Below are 20,779 nucleotides of genomic sequence, written 5' to 3'. Positions count from 1 at the left end.
GGTGAAAATCACCAAAAATCAAGCATGTTTTTTTGCAAAAGCTTTCATAAATTCACTTAACTTTTGAACCTTTTCAATGCTGATAGAATTATAAATACTAGCACGAATTCCACCTAAAATTTTATGTCCTTTAAGACCTATCATACCATTTTCTTCAGCTTCTTTTACAAAAACTAGCTCTAAGTTTTTATCATAAGCTATATTAAAACTAACATTCATTAATGATCTATCCTCTTTTTTGGCATGACCTTTATAAAAACCATTACTCTCATCAATCACATCGTATAAAATTTTGGCTTTTTGTATATTTTGCTCATTGATTTTGTCTAATCCACCTTGATTTAAAAGCCATTTCATTTCAAGATTAAACATATATATAGCAAAGGTTGCTGGAGTATTAAATAAAGAATTATTTTCAGCATAAACGCTATATTTTAACATACTAGGTATATTTTTGTTTTTACTACGCTCTATCATATCTTTACGCACAAAAGCACAAGCAAGCCCTGAAATTCCTGCATTTTTTTGCACCCCACCAAAAAGCATAGCAATATTAGAAAAATCTATCTTTTTAGAGAAAAAATCACTAGAAGCATCAATTATCAAAGGACTTTTAGTCTTTGGATAGCTTTTATATTGAGTTCCATAAATGGTATTATTAGAGCATATATAAGCATAATCTGCATTATCGCTAAATTCAAATTGTGGGATATGATCAAACTCACTTTCTTGGCTACTTGCTACTATTTTTGTATTTACTCCTAAAATTTCAGCTTCTTTAATAGCCTTTTTAGTCCAAACTCCCGTATTAACAAATTCACAAACTCCACCCATATATAAATTCATAGGTATCATAGCAAATTGCAAACTAGCCCCACCTTGCATTAAAAGCACTTCATAATCATCATTTACACCATAAAGTTCTTTTGCCATTTTGATAGCTTCAAAATGCACTTCTTCAAAAACCTTTCCACGATGAGAAACTTCCATAATAGAAAAGCCTTTACCATGATAATCAAACAAATGTTCCCTAGCTTCTTTTAAAACCTCATCAGGCAGGTTTGAAGGACCTGCACTAAAATTCATCACTCTCATTTTATCTCCTTTTTATAGTATTTGAGCTTCTTTACTCTCATTTATTGAGCAAAGCTTTATAATATCTCCTTTTTTTAGCTTTTCAAGAGAGATATTTTTGCCATCTTTTTGTAAATTTATCAAATTTTTACTTTTATCAAAGAAATTTTTATGCTGAGTTAAAAGTTCCTCAAAATTATCAAGCTTATTTTCATAATTTAATAATTTTAAATTTAAAACACTCTTTAGTTGGCTTTGTAAAAAATCAAGCTTTTGTTTTCTAAGAAAAAAAGCATTTTCTAAAGACTTAGCTTTGGCTAAATTTTGCAAGTGATCGATTTTGTTTTGATAAAACTTAAGATGATTTAACATTTGGTTTTTAAAACACATAGCAAGCTCATCAAGTCCTTGTTCTAAGCTTAGTTTATTTGGAAAAATCATATCAATAGCTGCACTTGGAGTTGGTGCTCTTAAATCTGCTACAAAATCACTAATAACATAATCAATCTCATGTCCAATAGCAGAAACAATAGGCGTTTTTAAAGAAAAAATACATCTTGCAAGTTCTTCATCGTTAAAACAAAACAAATCTTCTCTGCTTCCACCACCTCTTGCCAAAATAATCGCATCTAAATTATACTCATTGGCTTTTTTTAAAGCATTTATTAAAGAATTTGGGGCACTTTGTCCTTGGGTAAGGGCATTAAAAATAGTTATTTTGCAAAGATTGTATTCTTTTTGTGAAATTAGCTTTAACATATCTTGCAAAGCAGCTGAAGTAAAAGAAGTAACTATGCCTATTTTTTTAGGAAATTTAATAATGCTTTTTTTAACATTTGTATCAAACAAACCTTCTTTTTCAAGCTTTTCTTTTAGAGCTAAAAATTTAGCTTCTAAATCTCCAAGACTTGTTTTTTGCATACTTTTGGCGATAAATTGATACCTGCCACTTGCTTCATATAAACTCACATAACCTCTAAGTTCAAGCATATCGCCAACTTTAGGTTTAGCTTGGACAAACTGATTAAAACCTTTAAACATCACACAAGCTATGCTTGATTTTTCATCTTTTAAATCAAAATACCAATGTCCTGAACTATGAATGGTAATTTTAGAAATTTCTCCACTAAGCTCTATATCATCAAGATGAAATTCTAATAAACTTTTAGCTTTTAGATTAAGTTCTGAAACTTTCATTTTTTTCTTGCAATAAACATAGAACAAACACCAAAGCTAAAACTTTTATACTCTAGCATTTCAAAATACTCACTCAATTCTTTAATAAATTCTTCTTTGCTTAAAAAATCTTCTATCGAATTTGGTAAATACTCATAAGCACTATAATTTTTACTGATAAATCCACCCACTTTTGGTAAAATATTTTTTAAGTAAAAATCTCTACAAGCAGCTATAAAACCACCCTGCTCTCTTTTAGTAAATTCAAGCACAAGTAAAATCCCATCCTTTTTCAACACTCTTGCAAATTCTTTTATAGCTTCTTTCCTATCTACCACATTGCGTATGCCATAACTTATACTTATGATGTCTGCACTTTCATTTTCGAGTGGAAGTTCTTGTGCTTTTGCTTGTACAAAAGTCGCATCAGGAATTTTTTTCTTAGCCACTTCAAGCATGCCCGCACTTGGATCAACCCCTTTTATACTAATGATATTTTTATTTGTCCTTAAGGCTTGATTTTGCCATTCTATAATCATATCGCCTGTGCCACAAGCCACATCGATAATATCAAGTTCATTGTTAGAAAATTTAAAAACATCTAAACAAGCTTTTTTTCTCCAATTCACATCACTTCCAAAACTTAAAATTCTATTAGCCTTATCATAAGTTGGTGCTATATCATCAAACATTTTGACTATTTTTTCTTGTTTTTGCATGTTTTTCCTAACTATATATTTTTAATTTTTTAATGCTTTTTTCAATTTGTTTTATTATATTTTCATCATAAGAAATTTGTTCTAAATGATTATGTTCAAAATAATTTTTTAGTTTTTCAATACTTTTTTCTTCAAACATAGTTGCAAAATAGCATAATAAAAATTTTATTCTTTCTAATTCTTCTTCATGATTTGTTTGAGATTTTACAATTTTTTTCTTTAAAAAAACTAATTCTTTTCTTAGTTTAAAAGCCACTAAAGATTTTAAAATTTGATTTTTCTCTCCTTGATAAAAACTACAATCATTCTTTAAAATAAAATCCATATCAAGAAAAATATCATTGATTTTTTCATCACTTAAAATAAAAATATATTTTTCTAATTCAAATTTACAAATTTTATCATTACAAATTTGTTTTTCCAAATTCAAAATATAATCTTGAAGTTTATTTTGAATACTCTTTTCAAAAAGAGTGTTAAAAAGCTCAAAGAAAATGCATATTTGCCTAAGACTTGCAAAAAATTGCTCAAAACTTTCAAAATTTAATTTTTGTAAAAAATTCAATCTGTCATTTTTTAATCTTTTTAAAAGTACAAAAAGTAAGATTTTACCCGCTTCAAAACTTTGAATTTGATTTGGAAAATGCAAGCTAATATCTTCTTGTTTATCTAAAATTTTAATACATCTAGCACTATCAAAAATTTTAGAAAAATCTCCATATAATGCTAAATTTTTACTATAAAAATTTTCATTATCTGTGATTTCTTTATAGCTTTTAAAAAAGTGAGGCAAATTAAATTGCTTTGCCTTTTCAAAAGTAGGAAAAACAACTTTCAAAATGACCAAATCTTGCAGATTATTTTTAAACTTATAAAGTAAAAATCGAGCACTATTAATCTCAAAACTAATTCTAGTTTTCTTAATAACACTTCCTATAATTTTTTTACTTTGCTGTTTAAATTCTTTTTTAGAAAGTTTATGATTTTTTTTATCTAAAATATCATGCAGTTTATAAAGTGAAAATCGATAATAATTTTTATTAAATTTTTTATATTTAACATCACAAAAAGGACTTATACGCGTAAAGAAAACGCGTATTTTATCCTTAGAATATATAATTTTTTCTTCTTTTAAAATTTTTATAAAGTCATCATTTTTGAGTAAAAAGCGTCTTTGGACTTCACAAACCATTTTATTTTTTACAAGCTTTACAACCATTCACATAAGCAAATACGCCAAGATAATCAATGATATTGCCAATTTTTTTCTCAAGATCTTCTTGGTATTTATTTATCCCACTATCTTCATAACATACATCTTCTATATGATTGCATTTGCTACAAATTACATGTATATGAGGATATTCATAAATATCATAACAAGTTTTTTGATTTGGAGTGTTGATTTCTACAACCAAACCTTGTTCTTTTAAAGTATTTAAATTTTTATACACTGTAGCTAAAGAGATAGAAGGATATTCTTCCTTAATGCTTTCGTATAAAGATTCTATATTAGGATGTTCATGGCGTTTTAAAATTTTTAAAATACAAAGTCTTTGAGGAGTAGCTTTTAAATCACAATTTTTAAGCAATTGAATAAGTTCCATTATTAATTCTCCGATATTTTTTATATAGTATAACGCTTTTTTTATAAAAAAATGATTATATTAAAGGATATTTTTTATCTTTTAATAAATTTTAATCTTTTTACACAAAGATTCAACATCAATTTCTAGAAATTTTTCTACTTCATTTGTTTTACCATGAGTTATAAATTGATCTTCAAATTCAAAACTTACTAGTTTTATATGATAAAGATTTTCTTTTTGCAAGAAAGTTGCAATCAAACTTCCCACTCCACCTATCTTAGCACTATCTGAAAAAACAAACCAAGTTTTTGTATCTTTTGCCAATTCTTTTAAAAGCTCTTCATCTAAAGGTTTTGCAAAAATCAAATCTATTAAGCTTGCATAATCTAAACCAAGTTTATCTAAAGCTAGTTTTGCCTTAGCCACACCCTGACCAAAACCTAAAAATACTTTATCGCTTTGCACTTTAGATAAAATTTGAGCTTTTGCAAGTTTTATCTCACATGGATTAAAATTTTCATCTAATAAAAAATTACCTCTAGGATAACGAAAAGCAAAAACACCTTGATGAAAATAAGCATACTCCATAATTTTTTCCATCATAGCCTCATCTCTTGGAGCCGCTAAAGTAATATTTGGTATAGCACTTAAAAAACTAACATCAAAAGCACCTTGATGAGTTTCCCCATCTTCTCCTACTATGCCAGCTCTATCCATAGCAATAACTACATTTAAATTCATAATAGCACAATCATGGATAACTTGATCATAAGCTCTTTGCATAAAAGTGCTATAAATTGCTATAAAAGGCTTAAAACCTTCTTTAGCCATAGCTGCCATAGAAGTAACTGCATGTTGTTCTGCAATTGCTACATCCCAAAAACGCTCAGGATATTTTTCCATTAGCTTATCTATTCCAGTTCCACTTGGCATAGCAGCAGTTACACCTACTATATTTTCATATTTTTGAGCTAAATTTAAAAGTGTATTTGAAAAAATTTCTGTCGCACTTTTTTTGTTCATATTAGCCTTTAAACTCTCTCCGCTACTTCTATCAAAAGCACCTACTCCATGCCATTTGGCATTTTTACCTTCAGCTAATGTATAACCTTTGCCTTTGATAGTTTGCGCATGCACTACACAAGGTTTATTCATAGCTTTAGCTTGATTTAGCGCATTTATAACTTCATTTAAATTATGTCCATCAATAGGCCCTATATATTCAAGTCCTAATTCTTCAAATAAAAGTCCAGGTGTAATAAGTCTTAAACCCTCTTCAAAACGCTTTGCCATATAAGATGCGCCTTGAGGAAAATACTCTAAAAGATTTTCTATGCGTTTTTTAAACTTTTGATAAAACTGCGTTGCCATTGCTTGAGAAAGGTATTTTGAAATAGCTCCAATTGGCCTTGAAATACTCATTTCATTATCATTTAAAATAATCACACAAGGATATTCTCTATCGCCAAGCTCATTTAAAGCTTCATAAGCCATACCTGCACTTAACGCTCCATCACCTATTAATACAACAGGTAAGCGATCTTCTTTTTTTAATCTTATAGCCTTACAAGCTCCAACTGCTAAAGATATAGAAGTGCTTGAATGTCCTGCTACAAAATAATCCCCCTCATCAGGCTTTGTATATCCACTCAAGCCATTAAATTGTCTTAAAGTATGAAAATTATCTATCTTACCACTTAAAAGCTTATGTGGATAAGATTGGTGTGAAACATCAAAAATAAAAGGATCTTTTCGCACATCAAAAACATAATGCATTCCTATACTAAGTTCAACTACACCTAAATTTGAACTTAAATGTCCACCATTTTTACTCACTGTATCTATGATAACTTCACGCAAATTACTAGCTAAATTTTCCAGTTCTTTAATTTGCATATTTTTAATATTTAAGTTATTTAAATCTATCATTCATTAACCATGTTTTTGATTTTTTGCAAACGATTGTTAAGGTTTGACTCTATATTACCCGCATCACTTAATATTAAAATACTTCCCTTATTAATCGCATCATCAAGACTAAATTTAATATTGCTTTGTTCTTGCAAGTGTGCTTTTACATATTCAAAATCATCAGGACTTAACTTTAATTCTATCTTAGTAGCATTTTTAAGTTCACTCATAAGTTCTTTTGCTAAATTTAATGCTATAAGTGATGAATTTTCTTCGAGCTCTTTTGCAATCACTTCCTTTGCAATAATTACAGCTGTATCGGCTAATTCTTTTTCATTTTTAGATAAAAACTCATTTAAATTTTGCACTGTATTTTCAAGCTTTTCTACGCTTTTTAAGTATTTTTCCTTCAAGGCTTCTAATTCACTTTCAAAATTCTTTTGTGCTTGTTCATAACCTTCTTTAGTAAATTTTTCCTTTGCATGTTCTAATTCTGTATTTAAACGATTGTTAAATTCAGCCTCTTGGCTTTCTATCTGCATTTGCAACTTAATGATATTTCCTGACATTTCATCAGTTTTTTTAAGTAAATCTTCAACAAAATCAGGTTGAATTTGTGGTTGTGGGGTTTGTGGAGTAGCTTCTATTGTTTGATTTTCTACTGCTTGTTGTGTGTTTTGGACAGGAGAGACTTGATTTATAGTTTGAATTTCTTCTTGTTTTTGTTCTTCACTAGAGGGCATTTCACTCATAACTTTAAAATGATAACCCTCAACTACATGAGCAGAAATATTTTCAGGTGAAATTACATTGGTTAATTTTGCCATAATCTTACTCTATCATCTCATCAGCCTCACCCACTTGGATAAGACCTTGTTCTGCAAGTTTTTGCACCACTTCTACAACTTTTCTTTGTGCTTCTTCTACATCTTTAACACGCACAGCACCCAAAAAGCCCATTTCTTCTACAAAAGCTTCAGCAGCGCGCGTAGACATATTGGACATAAATTTTTGTTTTAAATCCTCACTTGCGCCCTTTAAACCTATCATCAAATCACGCTTGTCAGCAGCTTTTAAAACTTCTCTAATCGCATTAGTACTAAGTTGAGAAATATCATCAAAGGTAAACATTAAATCTTTAATGGTTGTAGCAAGTTTTTCATCACTTTGCTCAATATAAGAAAGTGTTGTTTTAGAGGCTTTTTGACCCAAGCGATTAAGCACTTCAGCAACTGCTCTTGGACCACCCACTTCAACTTTATAAGAAGTAAGACTTTCAAGCTTACTTTCAAGCACAGCAGATACTCTTTTGATAATTGAAGGAGATATATCTCCAAGATTTGCCATTCTTATTACAACTTCAGCTCTTAATTCATCGCTAAAATATTCCAAAGTTTCAGCAGCTTGAGTAGTATCCATATGAGCTAAAATCAAAGCTATAGTTTGCGGGTGTTCTTTAATGATAAAGTCTGCAAGTTGTTGTGGTTTAATTTGTGAAAGATAAGCAAAATTTTGATTATTTTCCATACTTTTGGTAAGTTTTTCCAAAATTTTATTGGCAATTTCAGGACCAAAAGTTCTAAATAAAATTTCTTTTGCATATTCCAAACCACCACTTTTTAAGTATTGATTTGATTGCAGTAAAGTATAAAATTCCTCAAGTACTGCAGTAGCAACTGGCTTATCAACATTTTTTGCTAAAGCAATATAGCGAGAAATTTCAGTGATGACATTAATATCCATATGAGAAAATAAAACTGTCGTTACATCTTCTCCAAGTTGGATTAAAAATATGGCGACCTTTTCTGGCATAGAAAGGTCATCATAGACCATTTTTTGTTCTTCGCTAAGCTTTATCATTAGATATCCTTCTCACCAAATTCAGCTTCATTTTCAACAAGTTTTTGCAACAATAATGCCACTTCTTCGCCTTTTTCATTAGCTACTGCTCTTAATTTTTCAAGTAAAACATCATATTGTAATGCATCCTCATCAAAACTATCTCCAAAACCAAGCTGTTCTTCAACTTTTCTACGAGCAGCATTGAATTTTTCAATAGCATCTTCAGCCTCATCAATAATCTGCCCATCCTTACCTTCCATCTCTTCTTCAAGTCTAATATCTGCAAGCATTTTTTGAGAAAATGGCACAATAACTTTTTTGTAAAAGATAAAAAGCAAAATCGCAGCAAATACATACTTAACAGGTGGAATAAAAGGCTCAACAAATCTTGAATAAAAAGTTTGAACCTTATTTTCAACTTTAGCTGTTCTATGAAATTCCAAATTATTTACTTCAACCGCATCACCTCTAGCAAGATTAAATCCTATGGCACCTTTAGTAAGATTTTCAATCGCTTTAATTTCTTTATCACTCAAAGGAATATATTCATTAGTAATATTTCCCTGATCATCAGTAATTACTTTATACTTTCCATCTACCACAACAGCTGCAGAAATTCTTTTAATGGTTGCAAATTGCTTAGTGGTGTTGGTAATTTTTTTAGAAATTTCATTATTAGTTGTAGTTTGATTTTTAGTATAAACCTCGCGCGCACCTTTATCATCCAAACCTTCCACAGGACCGATGTTTGAAACAGCACCTGGTACACCTTGAATTTCTTTATCTTTATAGCCTTCTCTATGCTCTTCCAAGGTTTGCTCACTACGCACAACGGTATTTGGATCATATACTTCACTTTGTGATTCTTCTTTAGAAAAATCATAATCAATACTAACCTTTGCTACTACCCTATCATAGCCACCTGCAAATGGAGCAATAGAAGCAACAATTTTTTGCTCTAATTCATATTCTTGATCTCTTTTATATTTAATTTGAGCAGCAATTAAATCACTTTCAAAAGCACCCTCATCATCTAAAGGAATACCTTTTTGATCCATGATTTTTACATTTTCTGGAGTAAGTTTTGTTACTGAAGAAGCGATTAGGTTTTTAATCCCCATAATTTGCTTTTTATTAAGCTTTAAACCTTCTTTTATAGTCAAAGCTACTGAAGCAGTTGGTGGAACTTGTTGTTGGGTAAAAAGTGTATCTTTAGCAAAAGCAATATGAACCGTAGCACTATGAATAGGCTCTAAACTTTCAATCGTTCTAGCAAGCTCACCTTCTAATGCTCTTTGGTATTTTACCTTTTGCTCAGCTTCTGTGGCTCCAAATTCTTGTTTATCAAAAAGCTCAAAGCCTACTTTATTATCTTTTGGCAATAATCCTGCAGAAGCAATAGCTAAACGCTGTTTATATACTTGTTCATTAGGAACTAAAATCGTTCCTTCATTACGCAAAATATAAGGAACTCCACTTTTTTCAAGTTGAGTTACTATCATCGCCGAATCACTAGTATTAGCATTTTCAAATAATACTGAATATCCAGCTTCGCTAGCTACTGTAGAGCCACTTCTAAAAAGGGTTAAAAATACTAAAAATCCAACTACAACAACAATAGAAGCAGCAATAATAATACGCTGTCTTAAACTTAAATTTTGATAAAGCTGACCTACTTGGTGCAGTATAGTTTTATAATCCATTTATTTCCTACAAACTAAAAATTTTTAGAAAACTCTTCAAAAAACCTTGAATTTTCATACTCTGTACCTATACTTATACGCACAGCATTTAAACCATAACTTTGTAAATTTCTTATTATTATACCGTTTTTAAGCAGTTTTTCAGATAAATCTGTGCTATTTTTTTCATCAAAAAAATAGGTAATAAAATTTGTATAGCTTGGAATGTATCGAATTTTATAATTTTTAGCAAAATCTTCATAAAGTTTCATTTGTGAAAAATTATTTTCTAAGGTTTTTTGCACAAACTCATCATCATCTAATGCAGCAACAGCAGCTTTTAAACTCAAATTAGTCACATTAAAAGGTGCTCGTAATTTATAAAATGCATTGATAATTTCCTTGCAAGCTATACCATAACCCACTCTCATACCGCCCAAACCATAAAGCTTAGAAAAGGTTCCTAGATATACTGCATTTTGAAATTTATGGATTAATTCTTTAGGATTAATATGTTTTTTGCTATCTTTAAATGAAGCAAATTCATTATAAGCTCCATCAATGGCTACCAAACAATCCTCATCAATTTTCTCTAAAAACTCAAAAACCTCACTTGCGTCTAAACACTCGCCCAAAGGATTATTTGGCAAGCATAAAAAGATTACTTTAATTTCATTTTTATGCTTTTGATATAACTCATATAACTCATTTAAATCATGGGTTAAGCTTGGAGTTTTATAAACCTTAACTCCTAGTTGTTTTGCATAAATTTCATACATAGCAAAACTAACCCCGCATTGCAAATAAGCCTTAGAATGATCAAGTTTTGCATGTACTATATATTCTATAATTTGATCACTCCCACTACCTATGATGAGATTTTCTTTTAAAATATCATATTTTTGTGCTAGAGCTTGTTTTAATTCACTCATAGTATCATCAGGATATAAATGAGCTAAATGTGCATTATTTATGATGGCTTCTTTAGCTTTTTTACTTGTGCCATAAGGATTTTCATTACTTGCTAGTTTAATAACTTCTTTTAAACCATATTCTTTAGCAATTAAATCCATATCCTTGCCACTTTCATAAGTTTTAATAGCTTCTAAAAAAGGATTAAATTTCATTACTTTCTCCTGATAAATATGATCCAAGCCATTTTATATGCTCAGCTTTTTTTAATACTCTTTGGACATTTTCATCATCAATATGTCCTTCAAAATCTATATAAAAACTATGCACAAATTCTCTTGTTTTTATAGGGCGTGATTCAAGTTTTGTTAAATTTATCCCCTCTTTTTTAAACTCATATAATAAATCACTAAGCCCACCTGGTTTGTGTGCAGCAAGTGCTAAAATAGAAGTTTTACAATGAGGCATTTGAGGTATTTTTATATCACTTAAAATCAAAAACCTAGTACGGTTTGCCAAATTATCCTCAATCGTTTCAAATAATATAGGTACATTATAAAGTTTTGCTGCAATTTTAGAGCAAATCGCAGCTGAAGTAACATCTTGCGAAGCTAAATAAGCCGCATGAGCTGTGGATTTACTTGCTACAAATTCTACTTCACTTAAATCATGACTTTCTAAAAAATTTCTACATTGATTATAGCCTTGTGGATGAGAATATATGCGTTTAATATCTTTTAAATTTTCACTCATACTTACAAAAGAATGATGAATGTCCATATAAATTTCAGCAAAAATCTTTACATCTTCATATTTTCCAAGACAATCAAGCGTCACACCCACTGCACCTGCTGTATTATTTTCTATAGGTACTACTCCATATTTTGCTTCTTTGTGAGCTAATTCTTTAAAAACATCTTCTATATTTGCAAGTGGAGTATAACGACTCATAGCACCAAAACGCGTTCTTGCTACTTGATGCGTATAACTTCCCTCAGGCCCTAAATAAGCTATGCTTTGAGGCATTTCTAAATTTCTTGATACAGCAAAAATTTCTTGATAAATTGCTTCGATTGCATTTTGATCTAATAAACCATGATTATAATTTTTAAGTCTATTTATAATAGCTCTTTCACGCTCAGGTCTATAAATACTTCCACCTAAATTTTGTTTAATAACTCCTATATCTTTAACATGAAGCATTCTTTCATTAAGCAAAGCCAAAATTTTATCATCGATAGTATCGATTTTATTGCGTAATTTTTCTATATCTTTCATTTAAACCTCGATATGTAGTAATCCTTAATACTATCATATACAAAATTAAGTTTAGTTGTATCAAGACCTTGAGTGTTAGAAATTTTACCACTTAAAACTAAGCCTGTTTGCATACCAAGCTCATAAGCACCAAGCAAATCGCCTTTAAAATCATCACTAATAATTAAAGTTTTTTTAAAACTCACATTACAATCTTGCTGTTTTAATAAATTTAAAGCACTTTCATAAAAAGCCTTACTAGGTTTTCCTATCACTTTATAATCAAACTCGCATGCATTTTTAAGCATAGACATGATACTTCCAACGCCCGGATAAAGCCTTGAGTTTTTCTTATAAATACTACCCTCATGCATTGCTATAGCTTGCACGCCATCTTTAATATACTCTATCATATTAGCAAAATCTTGAAATTTAAAATCATCATAACTTGCTAGCAAAAATGCTTTTGGATTTTTATAATCAAGCTCATAACCTAACTCTTGAAGTGAATCTAAAAATTCTTTTGCTCCAAAAGCTGCTATTTTACAAGGCTTTAAATGATCTTTTAAAACACAAAAAGGATCAATATAAACTTTTTCATTAATTTCAAAACCCAAATTTTGCAAATAATTTAAAAAATCTAATTTTTTGGTATTATTAGTAATAATTACATAAGGAATTTTTTCTTTATTTAAAGATTTAATGAGTTCTAAAGCACCATTTATAGGACTTTTATCATAATCTGAAATCAAAGTTCCTTGCACATCTAAAAACAACATTTTAATCCTTTAAAAAATCAAGCTCTAAAGCAATTTGATCCTCATAACTTTCTCTTTTTCTAATCATTCTTACCTTGCCATTTTCACAAGCTAGCTCACATACTCTATTGCGAGTATTGTAATTACTACTCATGCTAAAACCATATGCACCTGCGCTTTTAACTATGATCAAATCTCCTGCTTTTGTTTTAGCTAGTTTTCTATCTTTAGCTAAAAAATCTCCACTCTCACAAACCCCACCAACAATATCACAAAGGCTTTCTTCTTTATTTTCACTCAAAAGCTTGATTTCATGATAAGCACTATATAAACTTGGACGCAATAAATCATTCATCGCCCCATCAATAATCACAAAACGCTTTTTATCATTAAATTTTTCATATAAAACTTTAGTAACAAACTCGCCTGCATTTGCTACCAAAAACCTGCCAGGTTCCATACCTATACACACATCAAGACCTTGCAAACTTGCTAAAATTCCTTGAGCATAATCATATAAATTTGGCTCTTGTTCATCTTTATAACAAACTCCTAAACCCCCGCCTATATCAAAGAATTTAATATTAATTTTCAAAGCTAAAAGTTCTTTTACTAATTTTGCAACAATCGCTGAGGCCTCATGGATACTACTTATATCAAGAATTTGTGAACCTATGTGAAAATGCACTCCAACTGACTCTAAAAATTGTGAGTTTTTAGCATAAAGATACATTTTTTTAGCACTTTCTATATCTACACCAAATTTATTTTCATGCAAACCTGTAGAAATATAAGGATGTGTTTTAGCATCTACATTTGGATTTACCCTTATGCTTATACGAGCTATCTTTTGACCTTCTTTAGCAATTTGCTCCAAAAGAAGCATTTCTTCATAACTTTCTAAATTTACATAAAGTATGTTTTGCTCTAAAGCATATTTTAATTCATCAGCACTTTTACCTACCCCGCTAAAAATAATTTTATAATTTTTAGCCCCTGCTTTTAAAGCTCTATAAATCTCACCCGCACTAACACAATCAAACCCACTATCCAAAGAAGCTAAAAGCTTTAAAACACTTAAATTAGAATTTGCTTTGACTGCATAAAAAATTTGTGATTTTCTTGCCTTAAAAGCATCTTTTAACATTGCAAAACGCTCTTTAATTTTATCAAAATCATAAATATAAAATGGTGTGTTGTATTCTTTTGCTAGTTTTAAATAATCCATAAAAACCTCACTTGTAGTTATTTGTGTTTAAAATAATAAAAACTTCCTATACTTATTAAAATAAATACTGGTAGCATTATACCAAGCTCTGGAAGTAAAATTTCATTTTCACTCAATCTTGTTAATAAAAACAACAAACCCCAAACTAAAAGTATGCACACAAAAAACACAAAAGCTAAAAGTGCGAGATTAAAAAATCTTGCTGTTAAAGGAAAATAATAATACACAATAAGCATTAAAAATGGCGCAAAAAATGGTGTAAGAACTAAAGAATATAAACTTGTTCTAAGTGTATTAGTAGAAATATTTTGTTTTGCAAAAATTGCCATACTTTCTAGCGCGTCTAAAATAGAATAAGAAGGATTGCTCTCTACCAAAGAAATTCTTTCTAAGATTTTTGGAGAAAAGTCTTCTAAGCCTTTGATATTTTTAAATTCTTCTACGCTTAAACCCTCTTTTGAAACAATCAAATTTTGTGGTACATTAGTAGCTTTAGCGTCATTTAAGTTCCAAGAATCTCCATCAAATTTAGCAGTTTTTGCATGGATTGTGCTTTGAATGTCTAAATTTTTTACATCAAAGATTTTTATATTATATAAGGTTTGAGAACTTGTTTTTTGTATATAAATAAATTTATCATTATATTTAATCAAAACTTCCCCACCCTCTCTATCTACAACGCCACGCTTGAGAATATTACTTTTATATTCATCTGCATAAGCAAAGGCACTAAAATTAAGTCCTACATAAACACAACAAAAAAACATAGCCCATAAAAAAGGATAAAAAATCACTTGATTTTTACTTAAACCCAAAGCATACAAGCTAACAAATTCATTCGAGCGTATCATATTAAAAATACATAAAACCAAAGCAAGGACTATAGCTAAAGGTAGTATATAAGAAGCTGCTGAACATGTTAAGAAAAATATATACAAAAGCTCTAAATTTGCACTTTTTGGCAGTCTATTGAAATTGAGTAAAAAATCAATCGCTACGAAGAAAAAAGTCAAAGAAAAAAATAAAATAAAAAATGATTTTAAATACAAAGATGAAATATAGCGAAAAAATATACTCATCGTTTAACTTTTTAAAGAATATTTTGAAGCGATTTTTTCTATATCAGAATTTAAAAGCTCAAGTAAGGCTTTTTTACTATGTTCTAAAACCTTAGTTAAGCTTTCTTGTTCTTCTTGTTTAAATTTTCCCAAAACATGAGAAATTACATCTTGTCCTTTTCCTACTCCTATGCGTACCCTCTCATAAGCATTGCCACAAAGATTATCTATACTTTTAAGCCCATTATGTCCACCGCTTGATCCACCCATTTTAAATTTCAATGCACCCAAATTTAAATCTATATCATCATGGATTACAATGATTCTATCACATTTATAATATTCACTAACAGCTTTTACACTTTCTCCTGATAAATTCATATAAGTGGAAGGTTTTAAAAAAAGAGTAGAAGAGCCTTTAAAAAGCTCTCCTTTAAATTTGGCATTTGAAAGCTTTGCTGTTTGCAAATCTTTCAAAATTAAGTCAATTAGCATAAACCCTACATTGTGACGGGTTTGGGCGTATTGTTCTCCTATATTACCAAGTCCTACGACTAAGGTCATTTTATCTTGCTTTTTCTACGCCAACTACAGCTACTCTATCAGCATCAACCATAGTTACACCCTCAGGTACAACTACATCGCGGATTAAAAGTGCATCACCAACATCAAGTTTAGTTACATCTAATTCAAAATAATTTGGTAAGTTTTCAGCTGCACATTTTACTTTCAATCTTCTTTTTGATTGGATTAAAACACCTTTATTTTTAAGACCCATAGCTGTTCCTACAATCTTTACAGGAACCATATATTTAGAAATAACACCTTTTTGTGCTACTTTTAAATCTACGTGTTTTAATTCTGCAGTTACAGGATCTTTTTGATAATCAACTACCACAACATTTAATACTTTATCTGCTACTTTTACATCAAAAGCTAAAGTAGTTTTTTTGCGTACTTCTTTAATAAATTCATTTACTTTAAAAGCAGCATTGATGTTTTCTAATCCTTTTCCGTAGATGTTTGCGATTAGATAACCATCTCTTTTTAAAGCTTTAGCAGCTTTTCTACCGATACTCTCTCTAACGATACCTTCTAACATCTGTTTCCTTTCTAAAAAAATAAACGCTAATTATAGCCAAATAAGTTTATAAAGATTTTAAAATATCTTCATAAGCTATGCAAAATTGCTCCAAACCATCATCAAGCAAATCTTTACAAGCTTTACTTAAAGCATCTTTTGAAATATTTGCATTTAATTTTTTCTCTATACATTCATCTTTCAAAGGCTCTTTAAATATAATTTGCTTACCTTTAAAAGCCTTAATAGCATCTAGTGGTGCAGTATTAATAGCTTTATCATAGAGTAATTCTTTAATATAATAATCTTTTTCTAAATCATCACCCTTAACACCTGTACTTGCAAATAAAGCTCTAATATTTGTTTCATTTTGTTTAATGATATAATTATAAGCCTTTGTTGCAGTAAGAATTCCTATATAATTTTTATCTAAAACTTGATTATTTAATAATCTATCAAAACGGCTTACAAAAATACTAATAACTGCTCGAGGCTCTTTTTTAGCTGCGGTATTATTTTTTCTAAATTCTTTTAAACCTAAATTTAAAGCTTCAAAGCATTTTTTAGTTTGCTCAAAATCAAAAATCAAAGTAGCGTTAACATTAATACCATTTTTCATTAATTCTTGCATTACTTCATAAGAAGCTTCTGTAGCAGGAATTTTCATCATCACATTTTCTTTTGCAATTTGCATGTATAATCTTTTTGCTTCGGCCAAAGATAGGCTAGTATTATCTTTTAATCTTGGGTCAATTTCAATACTAATAAAACCATCATTATTTTCATAATAATTAATAGCTAATTTATCCGCAGCCTTAGCTATATCTTCTATCGCAAGATACTCATATAAAGCTTTTTTATCTTTAAGATTTGATTTTTTGATTTTTTCTTTATAAATAGCTGAGTTTAAAATCGCATTTTTAAAAATAGCAGGATTTGAGGTAGCACCATTGATTGTTTTTGAGTAAATTAAATCTAAAAATTCATGATCTAAAAATTCATTTTCTATAAAATCACACCATAGTGAAAATTTTTTCATTGTATTACCTTTATTATTTCTTTTAAATCTTTCTTATCTATACAAATATCTGCATGAGATTTTAAAATTTCTTTGGCACAAAAAGCTATTTTTAATCCACATTCTTTAAACATAGAAATATCATTAGCTCCATCGCCTACACACATAATTTCTTCTGTTTTTAAATTTAAAAATTTCTTAAGTCTTTGTAGTATAATACCTTTTGAGTTATTAAACATAATTTCTCCGCCAACTTTTCCTGTTAAAAAACCATTTTTACTATGTAAAAAGTTAGCAAAACCAAAATCAAAATGAAGTTTATTTTGTATTAAATCAATTCCTTCATGAAATCCACCACTAAAAACAATTATTTTTATATTCTTACTTTTTAAATATTCACATAATTCTTTAGCACCATTCATCAAAGGTAAATTTTCACAGCATTTCTTTACCTGCTCTATAGGCATACCTTCAAGCAAAGCTACTCTAGCACTTAAGCTTTCAAAAAAATCAAGCTCACCATTCATTGCTTTGTTGGTGATTGCTTTTACAGCATCACCAACATTATATTCTTGCGCTAAAATATCGATAGTTTCCCCATCCATTAGCGTAGAATCAAAGTCAAAGGCACAAAGCTTTATCATTAAAACTCACGCTTTAATAAAGCTTCAGCTTTTAATATAGTCAAGATATTTTCTTCTCTTTTGCCTATACCAAAAATCATACCTTTTTCTTTTAGTAAAGTTTCAGGTGGCGGATCAATCCTGCTTCTGTGAATTTTAATAGCTTCTGTTAATCTATCTATCACAAAGCCTGCATTACCTGCAGGAGTTTGATTGCCATTTGCTATACCTTTTAAAACAATATATCTTGTTTGAGGAGTCATTTTAGAACTACCTTGATTAAATCTTTTAGCAAGATCAATCAAAGGCATAACATTACCCCTCATATTAAACACACCTAAAACATAATCAGGTACACTTGGAACCCTAGTATATTCTATAGGTTTAATAATTTCTTGGATATTAAGAATTGGAATAGCGTATTCCTCATCTCCTACCACAAAACCAACAAGCTGAATAATATCCTCTTCTTTATCTACATCAGGTTCTGCAATTTGCGCTTGTTGTTTTTGCAAAACCTGGTTTAATTTATCATTCATCTTCTTATCCTAGTTTTAAATTTTTTCTAACTACATTTTCTAAGTACTCTGGAGAGTAAGGCTTAGTAATATACTCAGTCATTCCTACTTCCACACCTCTTAAGCGGTCTGATTTACTAGTTCTTGAAGTTACTGCAACAAGTGGGAGGTTTTTATATTTAGAATATTTTCTAATTTCACCTGCTAAGGTATAACCATCCATTCTTGGCATTTCAATATCAATCAACACAGCATCAATATCATGCTCGCCTGATTTAATTGTATTTAATGCTTCAACACCATTAGTTGCTTCTATAATACTTACACCTAGTGGCTCTAATGATTTTTGCATGATATTTCTATCCATTTTAGAATCATCCACTATAAGCACTGTATAATCACTTGGTTTTTCTTTAGTTGTTTTTTTAGATTGTGATTCAATTTGTGCTTTAATATCAACTTTAATTTCTTTAGCTATATCCATCATAGCAGCAACATCGATAATCAAAGTTACTCTACCATCACCACGGATAGTTGCTCCTGCTATACCTTGGATATTTTGCAAATACTCACCCATAGACTTGATAACAATTTCTTCTTGACCTACTAAAGTATCTACTATAATACCAAGCTTACTTTCTGCCACACCTATAACAACTACATAAGTTTGATCAGTATTTTCAAGCACTTGTTTTACGCCAAATACATCTGAAAGTCTTACTAAAGATAAAACCTCATCTCTTAAGCGAAGTACATTTTTACCTTCAATGGTATAAATATCATCAATTGGCACTCTAACTGTTTCAAGAACACTTGCAAGTGGAATAGCATAAAATTCTTCTTGAGTTCCCACAAGTAAAGATTGAATAATCGCCAAAGTAAGTGGAATTTTAAGCTTCATCACAGTGCCTTTTCCAAGCTCACTATCGATTTCAATCACACCATTTAATTTTTCAATATTAGTTTTGACAACATCCATTCCAACACCACGCCCTGAAACATTGGTGATTTTTGCAGCGGTTGAAAAACCTGGTTTGAAAATCAATGCAAATGCTTCTTTATCACTCATTTGATCAGCTTCACGCTCTGTGATTAAGTTTTTCTCTATTGCTTTTGATTTTAACACATCAGCATCTAAACCTTTACCATCATCGGCAATTTCAACAACGATATGATTTCCTTCATTATATGCTTTAAGATTAACCGTTCCTTTTTCTGGTTTACCATTAGCTATACGCGTTGCTGGATCTTCTATACCATGATCACAAGAATTTCTAATCATATGCATAATAGGATCGCCAATTTCTTCTACAATAGACTTATCAAGTTCAGTTTCTTCCCCTGAAATTTCAAGCTCCATTTGTTTACCAAGTTCACGGCCTAAATCACGCACAACTCTTGGGAATTTATTAAATACTTTCGCAATAGGTTGCATTCTTGTTTTCATAACCGCAAGTTGAATATCTGTAGTGACAATGCTAAGTTGAGAAACAACTTGATTTAATTCTTCTAAGAATTTTTCTCCATCATATCTTTCTTCAACATCATCATAAATTTTTAACAAGCGGTTTTTACCTAATACAAGCTCGCCAATTAAGTTCATTAAATGATCAAGTCTTTTAACTTCAACCCTAATTGTTTGATCCATATTTGCACCACTGCTTCCACCACCTGCTGCAGGGACCTTTTTCTCAGCTGCTGCATTTTGTGCCTGTGGAGCTGGCTTACTTGGGGTTGGAGTTGATTCTTGAGTTTTTTTCTTTTCAGCGCGTCTTGCTTGATCTTCAGCTTTTCTTACTTTTAAAAGTCTTTCAATTTCAGCTTCAACCTCATCATCACTAAGTTTATTTACATCAACTTCAGGTTCTTCAGCTTTTGGCTCTTCTTTAACTTCTTCTTTTGGCTCTTCAGCCTTAGCCGGAGTAATTGATTCTAAACTTTCTCCTTCTGAAATTGCGGTTAATCTTGCACAAATTGGAGCTATATCAAGTCCGATTGCTGTATCATTTCCATTATCTCTAATAGAATTTAATAAAGTCTTCATCATATCAATAGATTCTAAAACTACATCCATTACTTCAGGAGTAATTTTAAGCTCATTATGTCTTGCTTTATTTAAAACATCTTCCATATGATGAGTAAGTTTTGTTAAAACATCAAAATTTAAAAAGCTTGATGATCCTTTAACAGTATGCGCAACGCGGAAAATTCTATTTAATAATTCTAAATCTTCAGGATTTGCTTCTAATTCAACCAAATCATGATCAATTTGCTCGACTAATTCAAAGGCTTCAACTAAAAAATCCTCAAGTATTTCTTGAATATCTTCCATT

At 30.0% G+C, this 20,779-nt stretch carries 20 protein-coding genes; all 20 read right to left on the bottom strand.

Features of this window, described 5'->3' with window-relative positions; translation table 11 throughout:
* Window positions 1–18: 18 nt before the first annotated feature.
* The 20 genes from serC to L8X97_RS05020 all read right to left on the bottom strand — a co-directional run bounded on the left by serC (window position 19) and on the right by L8X97_RS05020 (window position 20,778).
* Window positions 19–1,095: a phosphoserine transaminase gene (serC, locus tag L8X97_RS05115; RefSeq protein WP_263662790.1), complete on the bottom strand. Its 1,077-nt coding sequence runs from the start codon at window positions 1,093–1,095 to the stop codon at window positions 19–21.
* A gap of 12 nt (window positions 1,096–1,107) precedes the next feature.
* Window positions 1,108–2,271, bottom strand: a complete 1,164-nt coding sequence (gene xseA / locus L8X97_RS05110; RefSeq protein WP_263662789.1) for an exodeoxyribonuclease VII large subunit — start codon at window positions 2,269–2,271, stop codon at window positions 1,108–1,110.
* Window positions 2,268–2,969 carry a bifunctional demethylmenaquinone methyltransferase/2-methoxy-6-polyprenyl-1,4-benzoquinol methylase UbiE gene (ubiE, locus tag L8X97_RS05105; RefSeq protein ID WP_258107639.1) on the bottom strand — a complete coding sequence of 234 codons (702 nt, stop codon included), beginning with the start codon at window positions 2,967–2,969 and terminating at the stop codon, window positions 2,268–2,270. The genes xseA and ubiE overlap by 4 nt, the downstream gene beginning before the upstream one ends.
* Window positions 2,970–2,976: 7 nt before the next feature.
* A complete protein-coding gene (locus L8X97_RS05100; protein ID WP_263662788.1) occupies window positions 2,977–4,161 on the bottom strand; it encodes a hypothetical protein in 1,185 nt (394 codons plus the stop codon).
* 1 nt (window position 4,162) lies between these two features.
* A complete protein-coding gene (perR, locus tag L8X97_RS05095; RefSeq protein ID WP_133319550.1) occupies window positions 4,163–4,576 on the bottom strand; it encodes a peroxide-responsive transcriptional repressor PerR in 414 nt (137 codons plus the stop codon).
* An 81-nt stretch (window positions 4,577–4,657) separates the two neighbouring features.
* The gene (gene dxs, locus L8X97_RS05090; protein WP_133319549.1) at window positions 4,658–6,487 is read right to left on the bottom strand and encodes a 1-deoxy-D-xylulose-5-phosphate synthase; all 1,830 of its coding nucleotides are present in this window, start codon (window positions 6,485–6,487) and stop codon (window positions 4,658–4,660) included.
* Window positions 6,484–7,296, bottom strand: a complete 813-nt coding sequence (gene fliH / locus L8X97_RS05085; protein ID WP_263661476.1) for a flagellar assembly protein FliH — start codon at window positions 7,294–7,296, stop codon at window positions 6,484–6,486. The genes dxs and fliH overlap by 4 nt, the downstream gene beginning before the upstream one ends.
* Before the next feature lie 4 nt (window positions 7,297–7,300).
* The gene (fliG, locus tag L8X97_RS05080; protein ID WP_039619192.1) at window positions 7,301–8,329 is read right to left on the bottom strand and encodes a flagellar motor switch protein FliG; all 1,029 of its coding nucleotides are present in this window, start codon (window positions 8,327–8,329) and stop codon (window positions 7,301–7,303) included.
* Window positions 8,329–10,014 (bottom strand): flagellar basal-body MS-ring/collar protein FliF, encoded by a 1,686-nt coding sequence (fliF, locus tag L8X97_RS05075; RefSeq protein ID WP_133319547.1) that lies wholly within the window; start codon window positions 10,012–10,014, stop codon window positions 8,329–8,331. Before fliF ends, fliG begins: the two co-directional genes overlap by 1 nt.
* A 14-nt stretch (window positions 10,015–10,028) precedes the next feature.
* Entirely contained in the window at window positions 10,029–11,120 is a 1,092-nt protein-coding gene (gene hisC / locus L8X97_RS05070) for a histidinol-phosphate transaminase (protein ID WP_263659772.1), read from the bottom strand.
* Window positions 11,110–12,183, bottom strand: a complete 1,074-nt coding sequence (gene pheA, locus L8X97_RS05065) for a prephenate dehydratase (protein ID WP_263659771.1) — start codon at window positions 12,181–12,183, stop codon at window positions 11,110–11,112. The genes hisC and pheA overlap by 11 nt, the downstream gene beginning before the upstream one ends.
* A complete protein-coding gene (locus L8X97_RS05060; RefSeq protein WP_263662787.1) occupies window positions 12,180–12,941 on the bottom strand; it encodes an HAD-IIA family hydrolase in 762 nt (253 codons plus the stop codon). Before L8X97_RS05060 ends, pheA begins: the two co-directional genes overlap by 4 nt.
* A gap of 1 nt (window position 12,942) precedes the next feature.
* Window positions 12,943–14,148 (bottom strand): diaminopimelate decarboxylase, encoded by a 1,206-nt coding sequence (gene lysA, locus L8X97_RS05055; protein ID WP_263662786.1) that lies wholly within the window; start codon window positions 14,146–14,148, stop codon window positions 12,943–12,945.
* A 17-nt stretch (window positions 14,149–14,165) separates the two neighbouring features.
* A complete protein-coding gene (locus tag L8X97_RS05050) occupies window positions 14,166–15,227 on the bottom strand; it encodes an LptF/LptG family permease (RefSeq protein WP_220566586.1) in 1,062 nt (353 codons plus the stop codon).
* A gap of 3 nt (window positions 15,228–15,230) precedes the next feature.
* The gene (gene pth, locus L8X97_RS05045) at window positions 15,231–15,770 is read right to left on the bottom strand and encodes an aminoacyl-tRNA hydrolase (RefSeq protein ID WP_263659767.1); all 540 of its coding nucleotides are present in this window, start codon (window positions 15,768–15,770) and stop codon (window positions 15,231–15,233) included.
* A gap of 1 nt (window position 15,771) precedes the next feature.
* Window positions 15,772–16,308 carry a 50S ribosomal protein L25/general stress protein Ctc gene (locus L8X97_RS05040; RefSeq protein WP_133319540.1) on the bottom strand — a complete coding sequence of 179 codons (537 nt, stop codon included), beginning with the start codon at window positions 16,306–16,308 and terminating at the stop codon, window positions 15,772–15,774.
* 46 nt (window positions 16,309–16,354) lie between these two features.
* Window positions 16,355–17,326: a transaldolase gene (locus L8X97_RS05035; RefSeq protein WP_263659766.1), complete on the bottom strand. Its 972-nt coding sequence runs from the start codon at window positions 17,324–17,326 to the stop codon at window positions 16,355–16,357.
* Window positions 17,323–17,949 (bottom strand): phosphoserine phosphatase SerB, encoded by a 627-nt coding sequence (gene serB / locus L8X97_RS05030; RefSeq protein WP_133319538.1) that lies wholly within the window; start codon window positions 17,947–17,949, stop codon window positions 17,323–17,325. Before serB ends, L8X97_RS05035 begins: the two co-directional genes overlap by 4 nt.
* Window positions 17,949–18,467: a chemotaxis protein CheW gene (locus L8X97_RS05025; RefSeq protein ID WP_133319537.1), complete on the bottom strand. Its 519-nt coding sequence runs from the start codon at window positions 18,465–18,467 to the stop codon at window positions 17,949–17,951. The genes serB and L8X97_RS05025 overlap by 1 nt, the downstream gene beginning before the upstream one ends.
* A gap of 4 nt (window positions 18,468–18,471) precedes the next feature.
* Window positions 18,472–20,778, bottom strand: coding sequence for a chemotaxis protein CheW (locus tag L8X97_RS05020; protein WP_220566582.1), 2,307 nt, complete (start codon window positions 20,776–20,778; stop codon window positions 18,472–18,474).
* Window position 20,779 lies beyond the last annotated feature (1 nt).

The organism is Campylobacter sp. CNRCH_2013_0671h, assembly GCF_025773055.1.
GTDB lineage: Bacteria > Campylobacterota > Campylobacteria > Campylobacterales > Campylobacteraceae > Campylobacter_D > Campylobacter_D lari_D.
The sequence above is the reverse complement of the archived record's forward strand: the minus strand, read 5'-3'. Positions and strand labels throughout refer to the sequence as shown.

Bases quoted from the DNA above. Each gene is read 5' to 3' on its own strand.
- hisC (WP_263659772.1), bottom strand. From the start codon at position 11,120: ATGAAATTTAATCCTTTTTTAGAAGCTATTAAAACTTATGAAAGTGGC.
- L8X97_RS05100 (WP_263662788.1), bottom strand. From the start codon at position 4,161: ATGGTTTGTGAAGTCCAAAGACGCTTTTTACTCAAAAATGATGACTTT.
- L8X97_RS05060 (WP_263662787.1), bottom strand. From the start codon at position 12,941: ATGTTGTTTTTAGATGTGCAAGGAACTTTGATTTCAGATTATGATAAA.
- L8X97_RS05035 (WP_263659766.1), bottom strand. From the start codon at position 17,326: ATGAAAAAATTTTCACTATGGTGTGATTTTATAGAAAATGAATTTTTA.
- lysA (WP_263662786.1), bottom strand. From the start codon at position 14,148: ATGGATTATTTAAAACTAGCAAAAGAATACAACACACCATTTTATATT.
- L8X97_RS05025 (WP_133319537.1), bottom strand. From the start codon at position 18,467: ATGAATGATAAATTAAACCAGGTTTTGCAAAAACAACAAGCGCAAATT.
- ubiE (WP_258107639.1), bottom strand. From the start codon at position 2,969: ATGCAAAAACAAGAAAAAATAGTCAAAATGTTTGATGATATAGCACCA.
- L8X97_RS05050 (WP_220566586.1), bottom strand. From the start codon at position 15,227: ATGAGTATATTTTTTCGCTATATTTCATCTTTGTATTTAAAATCATTT.
- dxs (WP_133319549.1), bottom strand. From the start codon at position 6,487: ATGATAGATTTAAATAACTTAAATATTAAAAATATGCAAATTAAAGAA.
- serB (WP_133319538.1), bottom strand. From the start codon at position 17,949: ATGATAAAGCTTTGTGCCTTTGACTTTGATTCTACGCTAATGGATGGG.
- L8X97_RS05020 (WP_220566582.1), bottom strand. From the start codon at position 20,778: ATGGAAGATATTCAAGAAATACTTGAGGATTTTTTAGTTGAAGCCTTT.
- pth (WP_263659767.1), bottom strand. From the start codon at position 15,770: ATGACCTTAGTCGTAGGACTTGGTAATATAGGAGAACAATACGCCCAA.
- fliF (WP_133319547.1), bottom strand. From the start codon at position 10,014: ATGGATTATAAAACTATACTGCACCAAGTAGGTCAGCTTTATCAAAAT.
- fliH (WP_263661476.1), bottom strand. From the start codon at position 7,296: ATGGCAAAATTAACCAATGTAATTTCACCTGAAAATATTTCTGCTCAT.
- pheA (WP_263659771.1), bottom strand. From the start codon at position 12,183: ATGAAAGATATAGAAAAATTACGCAATAAAATCGATACTATCGATGAT.
- perR (WP_133319550.1), bottom strand. From the start codon at position 4,576: ATGGAACTTATTCAATTGCTTAAAAATTGTGATTTAAAAGCTACTCCT.
- serC (WP_263662790.1), bottom strand. From the start codon at position 1,095: ATGAGAGTGATGAATTTTAGTGCAGGTCCTTCAAACCTGCCTGATGAG.
- xseA (WP_263662789.1), bottom strand. From the start codon at position 2,271: ATGAAAGTTTCAGAACTTAATCTAAAAGCTAAAAGTTTATTAGAATTT.
- fliG (WP_039619192.1), bottom strand. From the start codon at position 8,329: ATGATAAAGCTTAGCGAAGAACAAAAAATGGTCTATGATGACCTTTCT.
- L8X97_RS05040 (WP_133319540.1), bottom strand. From the start codon at position 16,308: ATGTTAGAAGGTATCGTTAGAGAGAGTATCGGTAGAAAAGCTGCTAAA.